The organism is Accumulibacter sp. (assembly GCF_036625195.1).
GTDB lineage: Bacteria > Pseudomonadota > Gammaproteobacteria > Burkholderiales > Rhodocyclaceae > Accumulibacter.
In genome coordinates this window covers 88,854-111,371 of the sequence record NZ_JAZKUG010000001.1, presented here as the reverse complement: position 1 = coordinate 111,371, position 22,518 = coordinate 88,854, and the positions used below count along the sequence as shown (strand labels likewise).

General features: G+C 68.0%; 17 protein-coding genes. 6 read left to right on the top strand and 11 right to left on the bottom strand.

The features are described from left to right. Nucleotides 1–67: 67 nt before the first annotated feature. Genes V5B60_RS00540 through V5B60_RS00525 form a run of 4 tightly spaced genes read right to left on the bottom strand, consistent with a single transcriptional unit; the run spans nucleotide 68 to nucleotide 7,554 of the window. Entirely contained in the window at nucleotides 68–946 is an 879-nt protein-coding gene (locus tag V5B60_RS00540) for a formate dehydrogenase accessory sulfurtransferase FdhD (protein ID WP_332345109.1), read from the bottom strand. Beyond that, nucleotides 936–3,800, bottom strand: coding sequence for a formate dehydrogenase subunit alpha (gene fdhF, locus V5B60_RS00535; protein ID WP_332345108.1), 2,865 nt, complete (start codon nucleotides 3,798–3,800; stop codon nucleotides 936–938). The genes V5B60_RS00540 and fdhF overlap by 11 nt, the downstream gene beginning before the upstream one ends. After that, a complete protein-coding gene (locus V5B60_RS00530) occupies nucleotides 3,797–5,641 on the bottom strand; it encodes an NAD(P)H-dependent oxidoreductase subunit E (RefSeq protein WP_332345107.1) in 1,845 nt (614 codons plus the stop codon). Before V5B60_RS00530 ends, fdhF begins: the two co-directional genes overlap by 4 nt. Nucleotides 5,642–5,658: 17 nt before the next feature. After that, the gene (locus V5B60_RS00525; protein WP_332345106.1) at nucleotides 5,659–7,554 is read right to left on the bottom strand and encodes a peptidase U32 family protein; all 1,896 of its coding nucleotides are present in this window, start codon (nucleotides 7,552–7,554) and stop codon (nucleotides 5,659–5,661) included. Nucleotides 7,555–7,783: 229 nt separating this feature from the next. Here V5B60_RS00525 and V5B60_RS00520 point away from each other — a divergent pair, with 229 nt between their 5' ends. Further along, entirely contained in the window at nucleotides 7,784–8,068 is a 285-nt protein-coding gene (locus V5B60_RS00520) for a hypothetical protein (protein ID WP_034940929.1), read from the top strand. 154 nt (nucleotides 8,069–8,222) lie between these two features. Here the strand turns inward: V5B60_RS00520 and V5B60_RS00515 are convergent, their stop codons facing one another. The 5 genes from V5B60_RS00515 to V5B60_RS00495 form a co-directional block, all read right to left on the bottom strand. After that, nucleotides 8,223–8,462: a hypothetical protein gene (locus V5B60_RS00515; RefSeq protein WP_332345105.1), complete on the bottom strand. Its 240-nt coding sequence runs from the start codon at nucleotides 8,460–8,462 to the stop codon at nucleotides 8,223–8,225. Nucleotides 8,463–8,728: 266 nt separating this feature from the next. Next, on the bottom strand, nucleotides 8,729–9,988 hold the full coding sequence (gene nosD, locus V5B60_RS00510) for a nitrous oxide reductase family maturation protein NosD (protein ID WP_332345104.1): 1,260 nt from the start codon (nucleotides 9,986–9,988) through the stop codon (nucleotides 8,729–8,731). A 14-nt stretch (nucleotides 9,989–10,002) separates the two neighbouring features. Then, nucleotides 10,003–10,722, bottom strand: a complete 720-nt coding sequence (dnaQ, locus tag V5B60_RS00505) for a DNA polymerase III subunit epsilon (protein WP_332345103.1) — start codon at nucleotides 10,720–10,722, stop codon at nucleotides 10,003–10,005. A 23-nt stretch (nucleotides 10,723–10,745) separates the two neighbouring features. Beyond that, nucleotides 10,746–11,207 carry a ribonuclease HI gene (gene rnhA, locus V5B60_RS00500; RefSeq protein WP_332345102.1) on the bottom strand — a complete coding sequence of 154 codons (462 nt, stop codon included), beginning with the start codon at nucleotides 11,205–11,207 and terminating at the stop codon, nucleotides 10,746–10,748. Beyond that, nucleotides 11,200–11,922, bottom strand: coding sequence for a class I SAM-dependent methyltransferase (locus tag V5B60_RS00495; protein ID WP_332345101.1), 723 nt, complete (start codon nucleotides 11,920–11,922; stop codon nucleotides 11,200–11,202). The genes rnhA and V5B60_RS00495 overlap by 8 nt, the downstream gene beginning before the upstream one ends. Before the next feature lie 27 nt (nucleotides 11,923–11,949). Between V5B60_RS00495 and gloB the strand changes: the two genes are divergently transcribed. Next, a complete protein-coding gene (gene gloB / locus V5B60_RS00490) occupies nucleotides 11,950–12,711 on the top strand; it encodes a hydroxyacylglutathione hydrolase (protein ID WP_332345100.1) in 762 nt (253 codons plus the stop codon). A gap of 162 nt (nucleotides 12,712–12,873) precedes the next feature. On the opposite strand, the gene V5B60_RS00485 is transcribed toward gloB, so the two are convergent. Next, nucleotides 12,874–13,284, bottom strand: coding sequence for a response regulator transcription factor (locus V5B60_RS00485; protein ID WP_332345099.1), 411 nt, complete (start codon nucleotides 13,282–13,284; stop codon nucleotides 12,874–12,876). A gap of 96 nt (nucleotides 13,285–13,380) precedes the next feature. Between V5B60_RS00485 and V5B60_RS00480 the strand changes: the two genes are divergently transcribed. From V5B60_RS00480 to V5B60_RS00470, 3 genes are read left to right on the top strand one after another with little or no spacing between them, the layout of a single operon-like run. Further along, on the top strand, nucleotides 13,381–16,764 hold the full coding sequence (locus tag V5B60_RS00480) for a DUF748 domain-containing protein (RefSeq protein ID WP_332345098.1): 3,384 nt from the start codon (nucleotides 13,381–13,383) through the stop codon (nucleotides 16,762–16,764). Nucleotides 16,765–16,791: 27 nt separating this feature from the next. Next, nucleotides 16,792–18,135: a DNA recombination protein RmuC gene (gene rmuC, locus V5B60_RS00475; protein ID WP_332345097.1), complete on the top strand. Its 1,344-nt coding sequence runs from the start codon at nucleotides 16,792–16,794 to the stop codon at nucleotides 18,133–18,135. Next, nucleotides 18,132–20,552 carry a protein kinase domain-containing protein gene (locus V5B60_RS00470; RefSeq protein ID WP_332345096.1) on the top strand — a complete coding sequence of 807 codons (2,421 nt, stop codon included), beginning with the start codon at nucleotides 18,132–18,134 and terminating at the stop codon, nucleotides 20,550–20,552. Before rmuC ends, V5B60_RS00470 begins: the two co-directional genes overlap by 4 nt. 25 nt (nucleotides 20,553–20,577) lie before the next feature. On the opposite strand, the gene V5B60_RS00465 is transcribed toward V5B60_RS00470, so the two are convergent. Beyond that, nucleotides 20,578–21,372, bottom strand: a complete 795-nt coding sequence (locus V5B60_RS00465; RefSeq protein WP_332345095.1) for an outer membrane protein assembly factor BamD — start codon at nucleotides 21,370–21,372, stop codon at nucleotides 20,578–20,580. Here V5B60_RS00465 and rluD point away from each other — a divergent pair. Continuing rightward, nucleotides 21,371–22,495: a 23S rRNA pseudouridine(1911/1915/1917) synthase RluD gene (rluD, locus tag V5B60_RS00460; protein WP_332345094.1), complete on the top strand. Its 1,125-nt coding sequence runs from the start codon at nucleotides 21,371–21,373 to the stop codon at nucleotides 22,493–22,495. The two genes, V5B60_RS00465 and rluD, sit on opposite strands and share 2 nt — an antisense overlap. Nucleotides 22,496–22,518 lie beyond the last annotated feature (23 nt).

The following is a 22,518-nucleotide window of genomic DNA, read 5'->3' as shown; positions in this document are numbered from 1 at the left end:
CTTGGTCGCCACGCGGCGTGCAGCCCGCCGGGCCGTGTCACCGCGGGTAGCGGGCGTGCCGGAGCCGCTAGCGCAGCGGCGGCGCCTGCGGCACGGCGGTGCCGGGCGGAGCGTGGTCGAAGCGAATGGCGCCGGTGTAACAGAGAAAGCGCCCACCGGCGGCGCGTCCGACCAGGGTCATTCCGAGCCGCTCGGCGAGCGAATGACCCATGGCGGTGATGCCATTGCGCGAGACCACGGTCGGCACGCCCATGCGTGCCGCCTTGAGTACCATCTCGCTGGTCAGCCGGCCGGTGGTGAGCAGCAGCTTGTCGCCGCCGTCGACGGTGTGCATCGCCATCCAGCCGGCGACCGTGTCGACGGCATTGTGGCGGCCGACGTCCTCGACGAAGAACAGCAGCTCGCTGCCGTGGCAGAGCGCCGTGCCGTGCACCGAGCCGGCCTCGCGGTAGACGCTGGGCTGTGCCCGCATGCATTCGAGTGCCGCCAGCAGCGTCGTCCGATCGACGCGCGGCAGATCGACGGCCGGCAGGCGCAGGGTCGCGAGGTCGGCCATCTGCTCGGCGAACATCGTCCCCTGGGCGCAACCGGTGCCGAGCACTGGGCGTACGCCGCCTGTCCGCAGTGCCTTGCTGCCGCCATGGCCGTTGCGCGTCCGCAGCGCAGCCGCGTCGACCGACCAGTCGACCGTCACCGAAGCCACCTGCCGCGCGTCGTCGAGCAGCCGCTGGTTGAGCAGGTAGCCGAGCGCCAGCCACTCCGGGTACTGGCCGAGCGTCATCAGCGTCACCAGCTCGCGCCGGTCGACGTAGAGGGTCAGCGGTCGCTCGACCGGGATGCGCATCATGCGCTCCTCGCCCGCCGCGTCGAGCACGCGAATCTCCCGGGTCAGGCTGGCCGTCGCCCGCGTCAGTCGCGGCAGGCCGGGATCGCGCTCAGTCGGCATCGGCGTCCGGCGCCGTCCGGGCGTAGCCGGTAGCCGCTCCGATGCGGCCGCCGCGCCGCAGCCGCACGGCGCAGTACTTGAGTTCGGGGATGCGCGCAGCCGGGTCGAGAGCGGCGTTGGTCAACAGGTTGGCGGCCGCTTCGTGGTAGGCGAAGGGCATGAACATCGTACCGGCCGGAGTTCCCGCGTCGGCGCGCGCATGCATGACCACCTCGCCGCGCCGCGACTGCACGGTGACCAGGTCGCCCGGCCGCAGCGACAGCGCAGCCATGTCGCTGCCGTTGAGCGCGACCGTCGGCAACGGCTCGATCGCGTCGAGCACGCGTGTCCGCCGGGTCATGCTGCCGGTGTGCCAGTGCTCGAGCTGGCGGCCGGTGATGAGGACGAAGGGGTAATCGGCGTCGGGCGTCTCGTCGGCGCTGACCAAGTCGGCCGGCACCAGCCGCAGGCGGCCGCTGGCGGTCGGGAAGCGGTCGATGAAGACGATCGGCTGGCCGGGATCGTCGGCGTCCAGGCAGGGGTAGGTGACGCTGCCCTGCTGTTGCAGCCGTTGCCACGAGATGCCGCCGATCAGCGACGGCATGGCCTGGCGCATCTCTTCGAAGACTGCCGCGACGCCGCATTCCTCGCCCGGGTAGTGCCAGTCGAGGCCGAGTCCGCGGGCCATACGTTGCACGATCCAGAGGTCGGCTCGGGCGTCGCCGGGGGGCTGCAGCACCCGCCGGCCGAGTTGCAGCATGCGGTCGGTGTTGGTGACGGTGCCGGTCTTCTCGAGCCAGGCCGATGCCGGCAGGACGACGTCGGCCAGCCAGGCCGTCTCGGTCATGAAGAGGTCCTGGACGACGAGGTGCCGCAGGCTGGCCAGGGCCTGCCGTGCGTGGTTGAGGTCGGGGTCGCTCATGGCCGGGTTCTCGCCCATGATGTACATGCCGCGCACCTTGTCCGGATCGCTCTCGGCGGCCAGCGCCAGGTTGAGGATCTCGACCACGGTGTAGCCCGGCCGCTCATCCAGCGGCAGCCGCCAGAAGTCCTCGAAGCGGCGCCGCGCCGCCGGGTCGCTGATGCGCTGGTAGCCGGGGAGCATCATCGGGATCAGGCCGGCGTCGCTCGCTCCCTGCACGTTGTTCTGTCCGCGCAGCGGGTGCAGACCCGTTCCCGGTCGGCCGATCTGGCCGGTCACCGCGCACAGGGCGATCAGGCAGCGGGCGTTGTCGGTGCCGTGCACATGCTGGCTGACGCCCATGCCCCAGAGGATCATTGCGCTGCGCGCACGGGCGAAGGCGCGCGCCACCTCGCGCAGCGTCGCCGCCGGGATGCCGCAGAGGGGCGCCATCGCCTCCGGGCTGAAGCGTTTCACCTGCTCGCGCAGCGCTTCGTAGTTCTCGACCCGCCGACGGATGAAGTCCGCGTCGGCCAGTCCCTCGTCGATGACGGTGTGGATCAGCGCGTTGAGCATGGCGACATCGCTGTCGGCACGGAAGCGCAGCTGGCGCCAGGCGTGGCGACCGATGTCGGTGCCGCGCGGGTCGGCGACGACGATCCGCGCGCCGCGTCGGGCGGCATTCTTCATCCAGGTGGCGGCGACCGGGTGGTTGACCGTCGGATTGCAGCCGATGAGGAAGATCAGCTCGGCGTCCCGGACGTCGCTGACCGGGTTGCTGACCGCACCCGAGCCGACCGCCTCGAGCAGCGCGGTGACGCTGGAAGCGTGGCAGAGGCGGGTGCAGTGATCGACGTTGTTGCTGCCGAAGCCGGTCCGCACCAGCTTCTGGAACAGATAGGCCTCCTCGTTGCTGCCCTTGGCCGAACCGAAACCGGCCAGCGTGCGGGCGCCGTGCCGTTCACGCAGCTCCCGGAAGCGGCCGCTGGCCAGCGCCAGCGCTTCCTCCCAGCTCGCCTCGCGGAACAGCGCGCGCCAGTCGCCGGGGCAGGCTGCCGCAGCGGCATCCTTGGCGGCGCCGGCGAGGCGGATCAGTGGCCGCGTCAGGCGCTGCGGGTGGTGCACGTAGTCGAGGCCGAAGCGGCCCTTGACGCACAGGCGTGATCGGTTGGCCGGTCCGTCGCGGCCATCGACGCCGACGATGCGTTCGTCACGCACGTTGCAGGTGATCAGGCAGCCGACGCCGCAATACGGGCATACCGTGTCCACCTGACGGTCGACGACCTGGCTGCCGTCGCGCGAGCGGGCGCTGAGGGCGCCGGTTGGACAGGCCTGCACGCACTCGCCGCAGGCGACGCAACTGCTCTCGCCCAGCGGGTCGTCGAGGTCGAAGACGATCCTTGTCGACTCGCCGCGCCAGGCGTAGCCGATGACGTCGTTGACCTGTGTCTCGCGGCAGGCGCGGACACAGCGCGTGCATTGGATGCAGGCGTCGAGGTTGACGATCATCGCCGGGTGGGATTCGTCCGCCGGCGGCTGCGGCCGGCGGTCCGCCTGCAGCTGCGGGCGGACGTGCACGCCGGCGCGGGCCGCTGCCGCCGACAGCTCGCCATGCGGCAGCGTGCCGTCGGCGTCGAGCCACTTGTGACCACTCGCGGGCATCTCGGCGAGCAGCAGTTCGAGCACCATGTCGCGGCTCCGGCGTGCCCGCTCGCTGCGCGCATGGACGCTCATCCCGGGCGTTGGCACGCGGCAGCAGCTGGCGGCCAGGGCTCGCTCGCCGTCGATCTCGACGACGCAAGCGCGACAGTTGCCGGCTGGTCGCAGCCCGCGCCCGAGGCACAGATGCGGGATGTCGAAGCCGTGCCGCAGCGCGGCGTCGAGAATGCTCTCGCCGGCGCGCGCCGTCAGCCACTGACCGTCGAGGGTGAAGGCGACGGTCGCCGCGTGCGGTTCGCCGGCGCCGCCGCTCATCGCGGTCCTGCCGCGACTTCGCCGGCGAAATGGATCTGCACGCTGCGCAGGACGTTTGGCGCCGCCTGCCCGAGGCCGCAGATCGAGGCGTCCGCCATCACCTGAGCCAGATCGTCGAGCAGCTCGTGCTGCCAGTCGGCGGCGGCCATCAGCGCCGCCGCACGCGCCGTGCCGACGCGGCAGGGCGTGCACTGACCACAGCTCTCGGCGGCGAAGAAGCGCATCATCGCCAGCGCGGCGTCGCGCGCGCGGTCGTGCTGGCCGAGCACGATGACGCCCGCCGAACCGATGAAGCCGCCACTCGGCTGCAGGGTGTCGAAATCCAGCGGCACGTCGGCGAGCCTTGCCGGCAGGATACCGCCGGCAGCGCCACCGGGCAGGTAGGCGTAGAGCGTGTGGCCGTCGGCCATGCCGCCGCAGTATTCGTCGACCAGCTCACGCAGCGTGATCCCCGCCGGCGCCAGCTTCACCCCGGGCTGCCGGACGCGACCGCTGACGCTGAAGCTGCGCAGACCGTGGCGGCCATGGCGGCCAAAGCCGGCAAACCAGGCTGGCCCGCGCTCGACGATGTCGCGCACCCAGTAGAGCGTCTCGAAGTTGTGCGCCAGCGTCGGTGCGCCGAACAGCCCGCGTTGCGCGACGTACGGTGGGCGCAGGCGTGGCTCGCCACGGCGGCCCTCGATGCTCTCGATCATCGCCGACTCCTCGCCACAGATGTAGGCGCCGGCACCGCGGCGCAGTTCGATCGCCGGCAGGCGGCACGGCGCCGCCGCGACGAGGTCTGCCAGAGCCGAGGCGAGCAGCGCGCGTGCCGCGTGGTACTCGTCGCGCACGTAGACATAGACCGCGGCGATACCGACGACGTGCGCCGCGATGAGGACGCCCTCGAGGAAGCGGTGCGGGTCGCGCTCGAGCCAGGTGCGGTCCTTGAAGGTGCCCGGTTCGCCTTCGTCGATGTTCACTGCCAGCATCCGCGGCGCTGGCTGGTCGGCCACCAGTTGCCACTTGCGGCCGGCCGGGAAGCCGGCGCCGCCGAGGCCGCGCAGCCCGGAATCGTTCATCGCCTGCAGCACCCTTGCGGCCGGGAGCGAGCCACTGGCGACGGCGGCGGCCAGGAGATAGCCGCCAGTGGCCCGGTAGGTCGCGTAGTCGGCGTGCGGCACCCGTGCCGGATCCTGTCCCGGCACCGGCGTCACCGCGCGTCCGGCGAGCGCCGCCGGGTCGAAGGCGGCGACCGATCCGGGCGGCGACGGATCCTGCGTCGGCGAGGACGCCGTCGTCGCCCGTTGCGCGACCGCCTGCAGCAGGGCGGCCGGCGTCGCCTGCGGCACGGCATGCTGGCCGACCAGCGCCGCCGGCGCCTGCTCGCAGCGGCCGATGCAGGGGGCGGCGAGCAGCCGCACGCCAGCCGCTGCGACTTGCCGCCGTGTCTCCGCCAGCAGGTGGTCGGCGCCGGCGAGCGAGCAACTGAGGCCGGTGCAGACGCGCAGCGTCAACCGGGGCAGGGCTGCGTCGTCGGCGACGATGTCGAAGTGATGGTAGAAGCTGGCGACCTCGTAGACCTCCGCCAGCGGCAGTCTCATCAGGTGCGCGAGCGCCACCAGGTGACGCGCGCGCAGCGCTCCGTGGGCATCCTGCAGACGATGCAGGAACTCGATCAGCAGGTCACGCCGGTAGCCCGCCGGGCCAGGCTCGCCGATGCTCCGGCGCACCTCGGCGCACGCCCCGGCATCGGCTTGCCGACCCTTGGCAAGGTTGCGCCGCCGGTTGCGCCCGGCCGGCGCATCGGCGTCAGCCACCGGCGGCGCCTGCGTACGGTCCTCCCGGAGCCGGTCAGTCATGGCCGTCGGCGAAGCCGCTACTGCGCCAGCAGCCGCAGCGCACGCTGCCTGCCCAGCCGGCCGATGACGTGCATCTCGCAGGGCTTGCAGTCGAAGCGCAGCGTCAGGCGTTCGCTGCCGTTGATCAGGAGCATCGGTTCGGCACGGATGCCTTTCACCAGCTTTGGACAGAGGTTGAAGCTGTAGCGCAGGCAGTGCTTGGTGATCATCAGCGACACCTCGCCCTTCCGTTGGCCGCATTCGTAGGCTGGCTCGATGAACTCGACGCCGTGGCGGGCGTAGAAGGCGCGCGCGCTGCGGTTGCTGACGCCCGCCAGGTAGTCGAGCGAGCGGTCGGGGCAGGGCGCTGGCGGGACAGCGGCCGGTCGACGCGCCGGCCGCTCATAGGCGGCGCGGCGGGCCGCGTCGAGCGCAGCCAGCGCATCGCGACGCAACTGGTTGAGCGTGGCGATCGGCAGGAACCAGTCGCTCGCGAGGTCGATGGCGATGCTCCGTGCACTGTAGATCGTCGCGCCAAGCCGGCTGAGGCTGTCGCGCATCCCCGCCCGCGCCCGCTCGGCGTCACGCGCAGGCTGTCGCTGCTGCGCCAGCGTCGCCTGCGCCGTCACGCCGCGCTCATCGCTGATCGTCAGCACCAGGCCATGCGCATCCTCGTGCAGGACCAGATCGACCGCGATCCTGCGGGCTGCCGACTTCCTTGCCAGGCAGCGGGCGAACTCCTGGTCGCGGTTGCGGTGGATGCGGGTGCCGGGCTGCAGGACGGCCGGCAGTGCGTCGGCCGCGAGCTGCGGAAACAGTCGGCAGCTGCCGTCGTCCTGCTTTTCGACGCGGTTGATCTGCAGGCCGTGCAACTCGCCGGTGGCGTCGAACCAGGCGACCCCGTCACCGTTGTGCACCGACTGCCGGCAGTCGAGGTCGAAGTGGTCGCTGCCGATGCGGGTGACCGTGCCGATTTCGTCACCGACGAACTTCGGTGTCGCGAAGGCCCCGATGTCGGCCCTGCGGCCCCTGACGAAATAGTCGGTGGCGCCCCGGTTGAAGGTCTTCTCCGGTTGCGGGACGAAAAGGAAGCTGCTCTGCCCGGACGAACTGCGGCGATGACCCGGGCGCTCGGCGATGATCTCGTCGAGCAACTGGCGATAGTGGGCGGTGATGTTCTTGACGTAGGCCAGATCCTTGAGGCGTCCCTCGATCTTGAACGAACTGATGCCGGCGTCGACCAGTGCCCGCAGATTGCTGCTCTGATCGTTGTCCTTCAGCGACAGCAGGTGCCGGTCGGCGGCGACCACCTGGCCATCGCCGCTGGCCAGGGTATAGGGGAGACGGCAGGATTGCGCACAGTCGCCACGGTTGGCGCTGCGCCCGGTCTGCGCGTAACTCAGGTTGCACTGGCCGCTGTAGCTGACGCAGAGGGCACCGTGCACGAAGAACTCGAGAATGGCGTCGGTCGCGTTGGCGATGGCGCTGATCTGGTCGAGCGCCAGTTCGCGCGCGAGGACGATCTGCGAGAAGCCGACGGCGGCGAGGAACGCGGCCTTCTCGGGCGAGCGGATGTTGGTCTGGGTGCTGGCGTGCAACTCGATCGGCGGCAGGTCGAGCTCGAGCAGTCCCATGTCCTGGATGATCAGCGCATCGGCGCCGACCTCGTGCAGTTGCCACGCCAGTTGCCGGGCCGCTTCCAGCTCGTCGTCGCGCAGCAGGGTGTTGAGCGCAACCAGGACCTGCGCGTCGTAGCGGTGCGCATGCTCGACGAGGCGGCCGATATCGGCGACCGAATTGCCGGCCCGCGCGCGTGCGCCGAACTCCGGGCCGCCGATGTAGACCGCATCGGCGCCGTGAATGATGGCCTCGATCCCGAAATCGGCATTCTTCGCCGGAGCGAGGAGTTCCAGGTGCTGCCGGGTCTTCTGCATGTGCGGGTTTGAGTGGGCAATGGTGGCATTCTATACGCTCCGGCCAACGGTGTTCGGCTTCGTCAGAGGTGTCGGCCAGCGCGCCGCGGGGCAGCCAGTCGCCGGGCCTGCAAGGGCCGTGCACCTACCCGACGGAAGCTTGAATCTTCTTGTCAACCGCAACCCGCGGCGGGCGTTAGTCGGCGCATGCGCGGCACAGTGACCGCCAACACTTGGAGAGGAGAACGACATGGGTAGCCTGAGCAACGAGTCCTTCGACCAGTTTCTCGATTCACTCAAGCAGGCTGGCGTGCAGATCAGCAACGAGGATGAACTGCGCGAGCGGCTGGCGGAGGCTCAACGCTGGCGTTTCGCCTTTGCCACCCTGGCGGCCAACGGCCGTCCGCTCGGAATCCGCTTCCAGGACAGCAGCAGCGGTGTCAACCAGGACGACATCCAGCGTACCCTCGCCCGCTTCCAGTTTCCCGAAGTTCTGCACAGCACCTTCACCGCCAGCCTGCGCGCTGACCACTGATCACCCACCGCCGCTGGCTTCGCCCGGCAGCGGACTCGTCGCACCCTCTCTCCCCTGAAGCCTGGCCGCGCTGGAGCACCCGCGCCGCAAGCGGCCTGTTGCGCGCGGCGGGGATGCATGGCTGCATTTCCCTCCTGCGGCGCGGCTGGATCGGTCATGCCTGTTGAACGACGACTGCAGTGTGAGTCATAATGTCGGCATGAACGATTCCCCCCCCCAGGATCCGCGGCGGCGGCTGCGCGAATTGCTCGCCATAGCCGAACGCGACCGCACCGACGAGCAGTGGGACGAGATCATCGAGATCGAGATCACGCTCGCGCCGGGAAACCGTGAGTCCGATCGCAACTCGGACCGGCCCGGCGAGCGGCAGCCCGACAGGCGGCAGGGGGCGCACGGTCCCGGTCGTCGGCCCGAGCAACGCAAGCCAGCAGCCAAACCGCCGGCACCAAGGCAGGAGCCCAAGCCACAGGGGCCGCGGCCGGAACCTGCGGGCGACGTGCCCGGCGAGCCGCGCGCGGCGGATTCGCGGCCACCGCGGCGGCACATGCGGCGGCCCCGGCGCCCAACGGAGACGCCCGGCGAGAGCTGAGCTGCCCTGCCCGCTGCTGTCGTCCCGGGTCTTGGTCCGCTGCCGCATTGCCAGCGTCGCTTCGGCCGTCATCATCGCCCACTGCCCCTGAGCGGTTGCCGGGCAAGCGGCTCCGGGTCGCGCAGCAGCAGCGTCGGCGGTGCAAAGGGTGCGAGACGTTCGAGAAAATCGAGCATTTCCAGCGCCGGCGCGTTGCGGAAGAAGGCCGCCATCGGCGTCTCCATCCAGATTCGGTCGGCGTGTGCCCACACCTCGTGCGGCGTATCGCCGATGCCGTCGTCGTCGAGGTCGAATCCCAGGTAGCTGTCCCAGTAGTTCCCCCACCACTGATTGGCATCGTCGCTGTCGCCGGCGCCGACGAGCGCCGGCCAGAGATTGTGCTCGAAGCGGTTGCGCAGGACCAGGTGACCGCCGCGTTCGCCGTAGAAGCTGATGCCGGTGATGTTGTGCGCGATGCGATTGTCGATCACCGCCATGCGGTTGATCGCGTGCCGCGGCGAGTCCGACAGGATGCCGACCGCGCAATGGATGATCTCGTTGTCGTGCAGCAGCGTCGTGCCGCTCTCCTTGAGCGCGACGCCGGCGCCGCTGGCGTCGATGGCGTGCAGGATCTGGTTGCGGCGGATGACCAGCCCATCCGAGTTGAGCGCGGTGATCCCGGACGAGTTGTCGCGCAGATGGTTGGCCTCGATCAGTGTGCGGTGGGCGAAGAGCAGGTTCATTGCACGGCGGCTGTCGTGGACGCTGTTGCCGACGAAGCGGTTGCGCAGCGAGTTGCTGACCGTGATGTCGCGAACGCCGCGCAGCTCGTTGCGCTCGATGCGGTTGCCCATGCTGTACCAGAGCCGGATCCCGTCGCCGCGATCCGCCGGCGCCAGCGCCAGCGAGCGGATGCGGTTGCCGACGATGCGGTTGTCGTTGGCCTGTTGCAGGGTGATGCCGAACAGCACTTCATCGATCCGGTTGTCCTCGATCAGGTTGTGCTGTCCGTCCTCGACCAGCACACCGGAGTCGATGCGGTCGTGCGAGTCGCCGGAGTTCCTGAGATGCAGCCGGCGGAGGACGACGCCGCTGGCGCGCACCGTCACCACCGTTCCCTTGCCGCCACCGTCGATGGTGATTTCTTCGCGGCCGTCGATCAGGATCGGGCGGCTGATCAACACCGGACCGGAGTAGGTCCCGGCCGGCAGCTGCAGGATGCCGCCACTCGGTGTGGCGTCGATCCAGGGCTGCAGCGATGGCGCCGGGGCGTCGCTGCCCGTCCCTTCGGCGGTGGCGAGGACGAGGCCAAACAGGATTCCGAGGCTGGCGGCGGCGAATGCCGCCGGCAACCGGGCCGGTCGCCTCAGGCGGCCGACTCGCGATGCAGCCACAGGCACCTGCCCTTGCTCGCCTGCTCGATCGCTGCCAGCAGCTTCTCGTGCTCGGCGAGTTCTTCCGGGCTGGCGCGCCGGACCAGTTGCGTGCGCGCTGCACCGACGGCAGCGGGACGGTGACCGGTCTCGCTCCGCTGCGCCGGCTCGTCGGCCAGATCGATGATCAGGCTCTCCTGCCCACGGGTCATCGCCAGATAGACTTCGGCCAGGATCTCGGCGTCGAGCAGGGCCCCGTGCAGCGTGCGCCGTGAGTTGTCCACCGCATAGCGTTCGCAGAGCGCGTTCAGGTTGTTCTTCTTGCCCGGGTGCAGTTCCTTGGCCATGCGCAAGGTGTCGCAGACGCCATGGCAGACGGTCTCGACTGGCGCCATGTCGAGCAGGGCGAGTTCGGCGTTGAGGAAGCCGAGGTCGAAAGCGGCGTTGTGGATGACCAGTTCGGCGCCGCGAATGAAGTCGAGAAAGTCGCCGGCGATGTCGGCGAAGCGGGGCTTGTCGAGAAGGAATTCGCGACTGATGCCGTGCACCGACAGCGCGCCGGCGTCGATTTCGCGGTCCGGGTTCAGGTAGACGTGGAAGTGCTGTTGCGTCAGGCGGCGGTTGCGCATCTCGACGCCGCCGATCTCGATGATGCGATGCCCCAGCTTGTGCTCGAGGCCGGTCGTTTCGGTATCCAGGAAGATCATTCGCATCGCTGCTCTTTCCGCACCGTGTGCTAACGGGGAGCGCGGCTCTGCCGCAACTCATCCATGCCGCGATTCGCCAGCGCGTCGGCACGTTCATTGCCGGCGTTTCCCGCATGTCCGCGGACCCAGCACCACTTGACCCGATGCTGCCCGGCCAGCTCTGCGAGCCGCTGCCAAAGGTCGGCATTCTTCACTGGCTGCCGGTCCGCGGTGCGCCAGCCGTTGCGCTGCCAGTTGCGGATCCACTCGGTGATGCCTTTCTGCAGGTACTGTGAATCGCTGTGCAGATGCACGGTCGCTGGTCGGCGGAGCGCCTCGAGTGCGCGAATCGCGGCCGTCAGCTCCATGCGGTTGTTGGTCGTCGCCGCTTCACCGCCCCAGAGTTCCTTCGCGTGTTCGCCGCTTTGCAGCACGACGCCCCAGCCGCCTCGACCAGGGTTGCCGCGGCAGCCACCGTCGGCGTAGATCGTCACGATGGCCTCCTCACTCATGCCGGTTTGCCCTCTTCTTGCTCACGGCCGACAGGGCCTTCGGCGCTGATCGCTGCCGCTTCCAGCTGGGCAGGATCAGCCGCATGCCATGGACGCGCTTGATTGCGCGCAGCAGATAGACGCCACCGGCAAAGCTCCACCAGCGATTGCCGGCAGCTTCGATGAACTGCCAGCGGCGCAGCCAGCGCTCGCTCGAGCAGGGCGGTGCGTAGCAGCCGAAGCTGCCACGTTCGACCTCGAATCCCAGCAGTTGCAGCCAGTCGCGCAGGCGCCCCGGTGAGAGGTAGTCGCCATTCCAGGGAGTCCCGGCCGGGCAGTTCGGCAGCTTGCGCCGCAGGCCCCAGGCCGAGAACGGGTTGAAGCCGGTGATGATCGCTTCGCCTTCCGGAATCAGGATGCGCTCGACCTCGCGCAGGATCTGGTGCGGGTCGTCGTGGAACTCGAGGACATGCGCCATGACCACCAGATCGATGCTGTGGGCGGCAAACGGCAGCTGCCGCAGGTCGCAAAGGACGTCGACCAGGCCCGACTCGCCGGTCACCTGGCGCAAAGGGATACGGTTCTGCGCCAGCAACCGGATCTCCGGCAAGCCGATCTGGATGGCGTTGTAGCCGAAGAGATCGGCCACCGCGGCATCGATGCTGGCCCGTTCCCAAGCCATGACGTAGCGCCCTTGCGGGCTTTGCAGCCAGTCGCCGAAAACAGGAATTGACATTTTCTGCAGTTCTTCCAAAATTCAGCGATGTTTGACGTCATCCGTATCCCAGCCTTCAAGGATAACTACATCTGGTTGCTGCGCAAAGGCGCTGCGGCAACGGTGGTCGATCCAGGCGACGCACGCCCGGTGCTCGAGGTCCTCGAGCGCGAGCGGCTGACTCTCGCCAGCATCCTCGTCACGCACCACCATGCCGACCACCAGGGCGGCGTTGCCGAGTTGCTGGCACACCATCGTGCCGAGGTATTCGGGCCGGCAGCAGAAGCGATCGGCGGCATCAACCGGCCGTTGCGCGGTGGTGAGACGATCCAACCGGCCGGCTGTGACAGCAGCTTCGCCGTCCTCGCCGTGCCCGGGCATACGTTGGGTCACCTCGCATATTATGGCGCAGGCTGCCTGTTCTGTGGCGACACACTGTTCGCCGGTGGCTGTGGTCGGCTTTTCGAGGGAACGGCGGTACAGATGGCGGCCTCGCTGGCGTCCCTCGCGGCTTTGCCGGACGAGACCGTCGTCTACTGCGCGCACGAGTATACGCAGGCCAACCTGTGCTTTGCGCTCGCCGTCGAGCCGGGAAATCGCTACCTGCAGGTTCGCGCGGCGGAGGTCGCCGCGGCGCGTGCCAGTGGTCAGGCGACGGTGCCCTCGACGATCGCCTGCGAGAAGGCCAGCAACCCCTTCCTGCGCTGCGCCGAGCCGGAGGTCGTGGCCGCTGCGCAGCGTCACGGAGCTGCTGCGGCCGACGCAGTGGCGGTCTTCGCCGCGCTGCGCGAGTGGAAGAACGGCTTCTGAGGATTCGCAGCCGGCGGATCGTGCGCACCGGACGAGCTTCGTTTCGGTGTCCCTGCCGGGCTCGGTGCGCCCGCTGTGAATCCATCTGTCGCGCGGCCGACCCGTGCTGTGGGCTGCCCACTCGGTTCCACCCACGAACCGAATCGACCTGTTCGCGACCTCTCAGGCGGCCGGATCGCGGTTGTCGGCCTGCCGCGCCGCGCGCCAGGCGCGATCGACAGTGTCGAGCACCTTGCCGGCATTGAAGGGCTTGACGACGAAGCCGCTGGCCCCGTTCTCGATCGATGAGCGGACATGGTCGACGCTCGGACTGCCGGCGAGCATGATGACGATGGTTTCGGGGTGTCGCGCCTTGATCGCCTGCAGCGCTTCGAGGCCATTCATCTCCGGCATCACCACGTCCATGCAGACGATCTTCGGCCGCAGGCGCTCGGTGAGTTCGAGTGCGGCGACGCCATTGCGTGCCTCGCCGATGACATCGTATTCGCTGTCACGCAGCATGCTGCGCAACAGGCTGCGCATCAGGTCGTTGTCGTCGACGATGAGGACGCTGGGACGTGACAGGGTGCTCATCCCGGCCGGCAACCTGGCGAGGACCGCGTGGCGGCGCGGCAGTGGCTGCTTCGTGCTAAATTGGCGCTTTCCCCAGTCAGCCCAGGGGCTGCCGTGATGACCGAAGACACCTCTCCCAACACCGCGACCGCCTCTCTGCGAATGAAGAAATACGGGCTGCGGATTGCGCTTGCCCTGCTGCTCATCGGTGTCCTCGGTTTCCTCGTCGTGCCGCCGCTGGTCAAGTGGCTGCTGGTGGATCAACTCGCCGCGGCACTGCACCGGCCGGTCAGCATCGAGAGTCTGAGGATAAACCCGTACAGCTTGTCCCTGCAAGTCGACGGCCTGGTGATCCAGGAAAAGGGCGGCGGCGACAAGGTGGCCGGTTTCGAGCAGTTGTTCGTCAACCTGGAGTCGAGTTCGCTCTTTCGTCTCGGGCCAGTGATCAGCGAACTGAAACTGGTTGGCCCCGAGTTGTCGCTGGTGCGCCTGCCTGACGGGCGGTTCAACGTCTCCGACCTGGTCGACGAGTTCATGGCCCGGCCCGCATCGACCGAGCCAACGCCGCGCTTTTCCGTGAACAACATCCAGATCACTGGTGGCAAGGTGGACTTCGACGACCGGATGCTCGGCGAGAAGCAGCAGCTCAGCGAGGTCAACGTGGCCTTGCCCTTCGTTTCCAGCCTGCCGAATTCGGTCGAGATCTTCGTCGAGCCGGCATTCTCGGCTTCGCTCAACGGCGCGCCGGTGGCGGTACAGGGCCGGAGCAAGCCCTTCTCGGCGACGCAGGAGAGCGAGCTGGCGGTCGACCTGCGCGAGGTGCAGCTCGCTCCCTACCTCGACTATCTGCCGTTGCGCCTGCCGATCCAGCTCGTTTCAGGCGCCGTCGACGGCGAGCTGAAGCTCGTCTTTCGCCGCGGCGAGGATGATCATCCGTCACTCGGCCTGTCGGGAAGTGCCACGCTGAGGGATCTCTCGGTCAAGGACACCGCCGGCGCGCCGCTGCTGTCGTTGAAGCAGTTGCACGTGGTGCTGTCCAGGATCGATCCGCTGCAGCGCGTCTTCGCCATCGAACGGGTGGCTCTGGAGGCACCCGAGATCCATGCGCGCGTCAGTCCGCAGGGGACGATCAACTGGATCGACTTCTTCAATCAGGAACTTGCCGCGCGTTCGCCGCCGGCAGCGGCAACCGTGACCGCGGCGGAGCAGCCGGCGGCGCCGGTGAGCTGGTCGCTGGGCGAAGGCAGGGTCAGTGGCGGTGCGCTGCGCTGGCTCGACGAATCGCACGGCAAGCCCTTCAACGCCAGCATCGAAGGCCTTGATCTCGGCATCCGCGATGTCGACGGCAAGGGCGCTTCGCCAGCGAAGTTCGAACTCGCGATGCGTTTTCAGGGAGAACCCTGGATCAAGGGGGGCACACTCGCGGTGACCGGTGGACAGCTCGATCTCGCCAAGCGGCGGGTCCTCATCGATCAGCTGACGTCGCGCGGAACGCAGTTGCTGCTGCGTCGCGCCGCGAACGGCAGCATCGATTTCGTGCAGCCGCCTGTCCTGCGCGCTGCCGCGGCTGCCCAGAAGGATCCGGGTGCCGCCTGGGAGATCACCATCGCCAGGAACCACGCCGAGGAGATCGGCCTGCGTTTCGAGGACGCCGCGGTGTCGCCACCGGTCACGCACACGGTCGACGGCCTGCGTTTCGACGGAGAGAATCTGTCCACGGTGGCCGGCAGCACCGCCCAGCTGAAGACCAGTTTCCGGCTCAATCGCAAGGGCGAGGTCGAGCTCGCCGGCAGTGTCCGGGCGCTGCCGCTCGACGCCGACCTCAAGCTGGCCGTGCGGACTCTCGAACTGCTGCCGCTGCAGCCCTACGTCACCGAGCACCTCAACGTCGAGCTCACGCGCGGTCTGCTGAGCGCCGACGGGGCACTGCAACTTCGCCAGACGGGCAGCGGCCGGCTCGACCCGGCTGCGCTTGCCGGCGGTTTCCGCGGCGAGCTGACGGTCGGCGACTTCCAGGCCGTCGACAAGATCAACTCGGCCGACCTCGTGAAATGGAAGTCGCTCCATCTCGGCACGATCGACCTGCGCCTGCAGCCCGCTTCGCTGGCGGTCGGCGAGGTGGCGTTGAGTGATTTCTTCGCCCGCGTGATCATCAGCCGCGAGGGCAAACTGAACCTGCTGCAGATCGTTCGCCAGGACGGACCAGCGCAGCCAGAGGCGGTGCCGGCCGCGCCGCCGGTGGTTGCCGGCGAGGGCAAGGCGGTGGCGCCGGTTGGCGGGGCAGCGAAGAAGCCGCGCATGCCGATCAACATCGCCAGGATCACGCTGCAGGGCGGTGATGTCCGCTTCAGCGACAACTTCATCAAGCCCAATTACTCGGCTCACCTGAGGAAGATCGGTGGCACGATCAGCGGTCTGTCGTCGGCGGCCGACAGTTCGGCGAAGCTCGACCTGCGCGGCAGTTACGACAACATCGCACCGCTGACCGTCAGCGGCCAGCTCAATCCGTTGTCGCCAGACCCACGCCTCGATCTGCAGGCGGACGTCAAGGGGATCGAGATGACCTCGCTGTCGCCGTACTCCGGCAAGTATGCCGGCTACGCGATCGAGAAAGGCAAGATGTCGCTGTTCGTCAAGTACAGGATCGAGAACCGGCAGCTAACGGCCGAGAACCGGGTGTTTCTCGATCAGCTCACCTTCGGCGAGCCGGTTGCCAGCCCGGATGCGACCAAGCTGCCGGTGACGCTCGCGGTCGCCCTGCTGAAGAACCGCAACGGCGAGATCGACATCAACCTGCCGATTTCGGGTTCGCTCGATGATCCGCAGTTCAGCATCGGTGGTCTCATCGTGCGTGTCATCGTCAATGTCCTCATGAAGGCGGTGACCTCGCCATTCGCACTGCTTGGGTCGATCTTCGGCGGTGGCGAGGAGCTGTCGACGATCGACTTCGCAGTCGGCGAGGCAAGGTTGACGGCCGAGGCAGAGAAGCGCCTCGACACGCTCGGCAAGGCGCTGATCGACCGGCCAGCCCTGAAGCTCGAGATCGAGGGGCGCGCCGATTTGCAGAGCGACCCCGAGGGATTGAAGCGCGATCGTCTGCAGAGCAAGGTGCGCGCGCTGAAACGCGAGGACCTGACGAAGAAGGGCATTGAAAGCGGCTCGCTGGAGAGCGTCGAGGTCGACGCCAAGGAGTATCCGGTGCTCCTTGAGCGCGTCTATCGAGCCGAGAAGTTTCCCAAGCCACGCAACCTCATCGGCATGGTCAAGGGTTTGCCGGTCGACGAGATGGAGAAACTGATCCTGGCCAATACCGTGGCCGATGAGGAGGAACTGCGCGATCTCGCCGACCGGCGCGCGAAGGCCGTACTCGATCGCCTGCTGGCGCGTGAGGTGTCGGCCGAGCGGCTGTTCCTGTTGCCGGTGAAGCTCGTCGCATCCGACGGCAAGGCCGATGTCGCTGCCCAGGCGCGCGAGAGCCGGGTCGCGTTGTCGCTCAAGTAGGCGCGGCGTTTCGCGTCCGACCGGCAGATGAGCGAAGGCATCCCGCAGGCCTTGCTGGCCATCGGCATTGCGCTTCTCCTGCTGCAGGTCGCCGTCCTCGCCCGTGCCGCGCACGCCCGCCAGACACTCGATGCCGGCCTGCGCGAGGTGCAGCGCTCGATCGCGCAGCTCGCGCGTGAGCTGCGCGATGAACTCGCGCGCGGACGGCAGGAGGCAGTGGCGGCTGCGCGTGGCGATCGCGAGGAGCAGGCGCTGGCGCTTGGCCGACTGTCGCAGGCGCTTGCCGGCGAACTCGGGCGGCTCGGCGAACTGCAGGCGCAGCAGCTCGAATCCTTCGCGCAACAGCTGTCGCGGCTGACCAACAGCAACGAGCAGCGCTTCGAAAGCCTGCGCCTGGCACTCGAGGCACGCCTGTCGTTGCTGCAGACCGACAACGCGCGCAAGCTCGAAGAAATCCGCCAGACCGTGGACGAAAAGCTGCACGCCACTCTCGAGCAGCGGCTGGGAGACTCATTCCGCCTGGTCAGCGACCGACTCGAGCAGGTGCACCGCGGGCTTGGCGAGATGCAGACACTGGCCACCGGCGTCGGTGATCTGAAGCGCGTCCTGAGCAACGTCAAGGCTCGTGGTACCTGGGGCGAGGTGCAGCTCGATGCGCTTCTCGACCAGCTGCTGACCGCCGACCAGTATGCGCGCAACGTGGCGACGCGACCCAACTGCAACGATCGCGTCGAATTCGCCATCCGTCTGCCGGGGGCCGACGAGCAGCGGCCGGTATGGCTGCCGATCGACGCCAAGTTTCCGCTCGAGGACTACCAGCGCCTGGTCGATGCGCAGGAACGGAGCGACGCGGCCGCGCTCGAGCTGGCGATGCGGGCGCTCGAGGGCCGCTTGCGGGAAGAGGCGCGAAAGATTCGCGAGAAGTACATCGAGCCACCGCACACCACCGACTTCGCCATTCTCTACCTGCCGACCGAAGGTCTCTACGCCGAGGTCCTGCGGCGTCCCGGTCTGGCCGATGGACTGCAGCGGGAGCTGCGCGTCTGTGTCGCCGGACCGACGACGCTGGCGGCGCTGCTCAACAGCCTGCAGATGGGCTTCCGAACGTTGGCGATCGAGCGTCGTTCGTCGGAGGTGTGGGCGGTCCTGGGTGCGGTGAAGACCGAGTTCGGCAGATTTGGCGAGGTTCTCGAGGCGACGCGCCGCAAGCTCGAGCAGGCGAGCAGGAGCATCGAGTCGGCTGGCGTGCGGACACGGCAGATCGAGCGCAAGCTGAAGGACGTCGAGGCGCTGCCAGTCGGCGAAGCGCAGCAGCGGCTCGCTGATCTCGCGCAGGTGACGGATGGCGATCCGCCGGAGGGAGGCGCTTGAGCAGGAAGGTCGGGCGTTTCGAGATCATTCGCGAACTCGGCCGCGGTGCGCAGAGCGTCGTCTATCTGGCGCGCGACCCCCATCTGCAGCGGCAGGTGGCGATCAAGACGCTGCATTTTGCCCGTCCGGATGCACAGCAGAACAGCCAGTTGCTGGCCGAGGCGCGGATGGTCAGCCAGTTGCGGCATCCGAACATCGTACCGATCTTCGAGGCGGCGGAAGAGCAGGGCGACCTGTATCTGGTTTTCCAGCTCGTCCCGGGCAGGAACCTGGCCGAGCACCTGCAGATCACCGGTGCCTTGCCGCCGGCGCGCGCGTTGCCGATCATGCTGGCGATCCTCGACGCGGTGGCCCATGCCCACGCGGCCGGCATCATTCATCGCGACCTGAAGCCGAGCAACATCCTGATCGACGACGATGCAGTGGTGCGGGTGATGGATTTCGGCATCGCGGCGCGTGCCGAGGCGCGGTCGACCGACGGTGGCCAACTGACGGGGACGCCGGCTTACATGGCGCCGGAGTACATTGCCGAGCGCCGCAGCAGTGAGCGCTCGGACATCTTCGCCGCTGGCCTGGTCCTCTACGAGTTGCTCGTCGGCTGCCGCGCGCTGGCCGGCAGTGACGTGCAGCAGGTGATGCGACGGCTCGTCGGCGAGGATATCCGCTTGCCCGCGGAGACGATCGGCCTGCTCGACGAGCGCCTCGTGCACCTGGTGCACCGGGCCCTCGAACGCGATCCGGCGAACCGCTACGAATCCGCCGCGCAGATGCGCGAGGCGCTCGACGAGCATCTGCATCCGTCGCCCATTGGCGAAGCCGGCGACGCGCGCCAGAGCACGATCGACTTCCTGTTGCGGCGCATGCGCCACAAGAGCGACTTTCCGGCGCTCTCGGAGTCGGTGAGTGCGATCAACCGGATCGCCACCGCCGAAAACCAGAGCGTGTCGCAGCTTGCCAACACGATCCTGAAGGACTTCTCGTTGACCAACAAGATCCTGCGCATGGTCAACTCCGCGTACTACCAGCAGGCGGGTGGCGGCAACATCAGCACCGTCTCGCGCGCCGTCGTCGTTCTTGGACTCGATGCCGTACGCAGCATGGCGATCACCGTGCTGCTTCTCGAGCACCTGCAGAACAAGGAGAACGCCGACCAACTCAAGGACGAGTTCCTGCGCGCCAATCTCGCCGGTGTTCTGGCGCGCGACATCGGCAGCAAGGTTGCCGGCCGCTCCGAGGGCGAGGAGGCGTTCATCTGCGCGATGTTCCACAATCTCGGGCGCTTGCTGAGCCAGTATTACTTTCCGGAGGAGAGCGCCGAGATTCGTCGTGTCCTGCTGCAGAGGAACTGCGCCGAAGACGCCGCGGCGCAGCAGGTGCTCGGTATCTCCTTCGCCGATCTGGGGATGGCCATCGCCCAGACCTGGGGTTTCCCGCGGCAGATCGTCACCAGCATGCGACGCCTCCCGCAAGGCAGCGTCCGGCGTCCTCTCGGCAGCGAAGACCGCTTCCGTGTCCTGGCCGCGCTGTCGAACGAGTTGTGCGGGGTCATCGCAGAACACCCCAGCGAGCAGCAGCCCAAGGAACTGCGGCGCATCGCCGGCCGCTTCGCCGAAGCGATTGCAGTCGACGAGCAGGACCTGCGGCAGGCCGTCGACCGGTCGCTCGAACAGGTGGCGGACTTCGCGCGCAGCATTCGCCTGAACCTGCAGCAGACGCGCGTAGGTCGCCAGCTCAAGGCCTGGGGCGCGTCACAGGCCAGCCTGGTCGCTCCGCCGCCGCCGGCTGACGACGGGCTGGGCGGCAGCGCCCTGCCTGAGCTTGCCGCAGTGCCGCCAGTGGCCGACCAGGCTCCCGAGGCAGTGGAGGCGGTTCTTGCCGGCATCGCCGGCAGCAACGACGGCGGTGCGCGGACAGCCACCCTGCTCGCCGGGATCCAGGACGTGAGCAACGCCCTGGTCAGCGATTTCCGGCTCAACGACGTCCTGCGCATCACCCTCGAGACGATGTACCGCGCCATGGGTTTCCGGCGGGTGATCCTGTGCGTGCGGGACCAGCGCAGCAATTCGATGCTCGGTCGCTTTGGTTTTGGTCCCGATGCGCTGGAGGTGGCAAAGCGCTTTCGCTTCTCCCTCGTCTTCTCGCCCGACATCTTCCATGCCGCGCTGGCCAATGGCGTCGACATCCTGATCAGCGACACCAACGACCCGAAGATCGCGGCGCGCATCCCGGACTGGTTTCGCAAGGCGGTGGCGGCCGAGACCTTCGTCGTCCTGCCTCTGTCCATCAAGCGCAGCCCGGTGGCGATGATCTACGCCGACCGGGCGCTGCCCGGTGAGATTCTCATTTCCGGACAGGAACTCTCTCTGCTGCGAACCCTGCGCAATCAGGCGGTGCTGGCGATCAAGCAGTCGGGCTGACCGATCTCCGGGGGCCGTCTGCCTGCTACCAGAGTTTCCACCACGGCTCCTTGCGCTCGAGGCCGCGGACGTAGTAGGCGCTGTTCGGGAAGTTGCGGCGCATGATGCGCTCGGCGTCGTCACGCAGATCGGTCAGGCCAAGGGCGTCGTAGGCCTTGACCATGATGAACAGCGCTTCTTCGGTGGCGGGTGCGTTCGGGTAGTTGAGGACCGCATACTGGGCGCGGTTGGCAGCGGCGAGATAGGCGGCGCGTTTCATGTAGTAGCGCGCGACATGCAGTTCGAGCGAGGCGAGGGCGTTGACCAGGTACTTCATGCGCAGGATCGCGTCGGGCGTGTACTTGCTGTCCGGAAAGCGGGTCACCAACTCGCGGAACGCGTCGAAGGACTCGCGTGCGCCCTTCGGGTCGCGTTCGGTCATGTCCTGGTTGCTGACGATGCCGAGCATCCCGAGGTCTTCGTTGAAGTTGATCAGGCCCTTCAGGTAGTAGACGTAGTCGACGTTCGGATGGTTTGGATGCAGCTTGATGAAACGGTCACAGGCGGCGATCGCCGATGCCGGTTCCTGGTCCTTCCAGTAGGCATAGGCAATGTCGATCTGCGCCTGCTGTGCGTAGCGGCCATAGGGATAGCGTGACTCAAGTTTTTCGAAGTACTTGACGGCACGTGCATACGCGCCTTCGTTGAGCGCCTCCTTGGCTTCGCTGTAGAGCTTGTTGGCTGACCAGCCGATCGTTTCGTCCTTGCTTTCCGGAAAGAGTCCGCAGCCGGCGAGCAACGAAGCGAGAAAGAGGGATGCGATAATCGCTAAACTACGCATGATGAAGAACCCAGAGAAGAAGAAGGCCGCGGCCGGAGCGCCGGAGCCGCGCGTGGGGCCGGGCGATTATAGCGCAAACCCCCGGACAGCCCTGAAGGTCCCGGCCGAGTGTGGCGGTCAGCGGCTCGACCAGATTCTGGCTCGGCTGTTGGCGCAGCATTCGCGCAGTCGCTTGCAGGGGTGGATCCGCGCCGGCAGGGTGGCCGTCGGTGGCACGCCCGTGCTGGAACCACGGCAGCGGCTCTGGGCGGGCGAAACGATCGAGCTGGCGGAGGCAGCGGACGAACGCGCCGAATCGTCTACGCCCGAGGACATCCCTCTGCAGGTGGTCCATGAGGACGAGAGCCTGTTGGTGATCGACAAGCCGGCCGGCCTGGTGGTGCATCCGGGTAACGGCAACTGGAGCGGCACGCTGCTGAATGCGCTGCTGCATCGCTGGCCGGAACTCGCCCGGCTGCCGCGGGCGGGTATCGTCCATCGCCTCGACAAGGACACCAGCGGCCTGCTGGTCGTCGCCAGGACCCTTGAAGCGCAGACCGATCTCGTCCGGCAGTTGCAGGCGCGCAGCGTGCGGCGGCACTATCAGGCGGTGGCGCGCGGGCGGGTCGAAGCGTCCGGTACCGTTGACGCACCGATCGGCCGCCATCCCACGCAGCGTACACGGATGGCGGTCGTCAGCACGGGCAAGGCGGCGCGTACGCACTACCGGGTGCTCGAGCGCTTCATCGACTGCTCGCTGATCGAGTGTGCGCTGGAGAGCGGACGAACGCATCAGATCCGGGTGCACATGACGGCCGCCGGTTATCCGCTGGTTGGTGACCCGACCTACGGCCGCGGTGTCAGCCGGCTGCCCAAGGGCCCGCCATTTTCCCGGCAGGCGCTGCACGCCTGTCGTCTGGCGCTGCGGCATCCGCTGCGCGGCGAAGCGATGCAGTGGCGATCGGACCTGCCGGCGGACATGGCGGAGTTGCTCGACCATCTGCGGCGGCAGGCGGCGCTGGCCGCCGACGAAGCGCCTGTCGATGACGGCGATGAGGCGACTTGGCAGGAAGCAGCGGCCGCGATCCTTGCGGACGATGACGACGAGTTCGAGGATGAGGATGAGGATCTGCTCGCGCCATAGGGGTGCCCTTGTCGCCAGCCGCT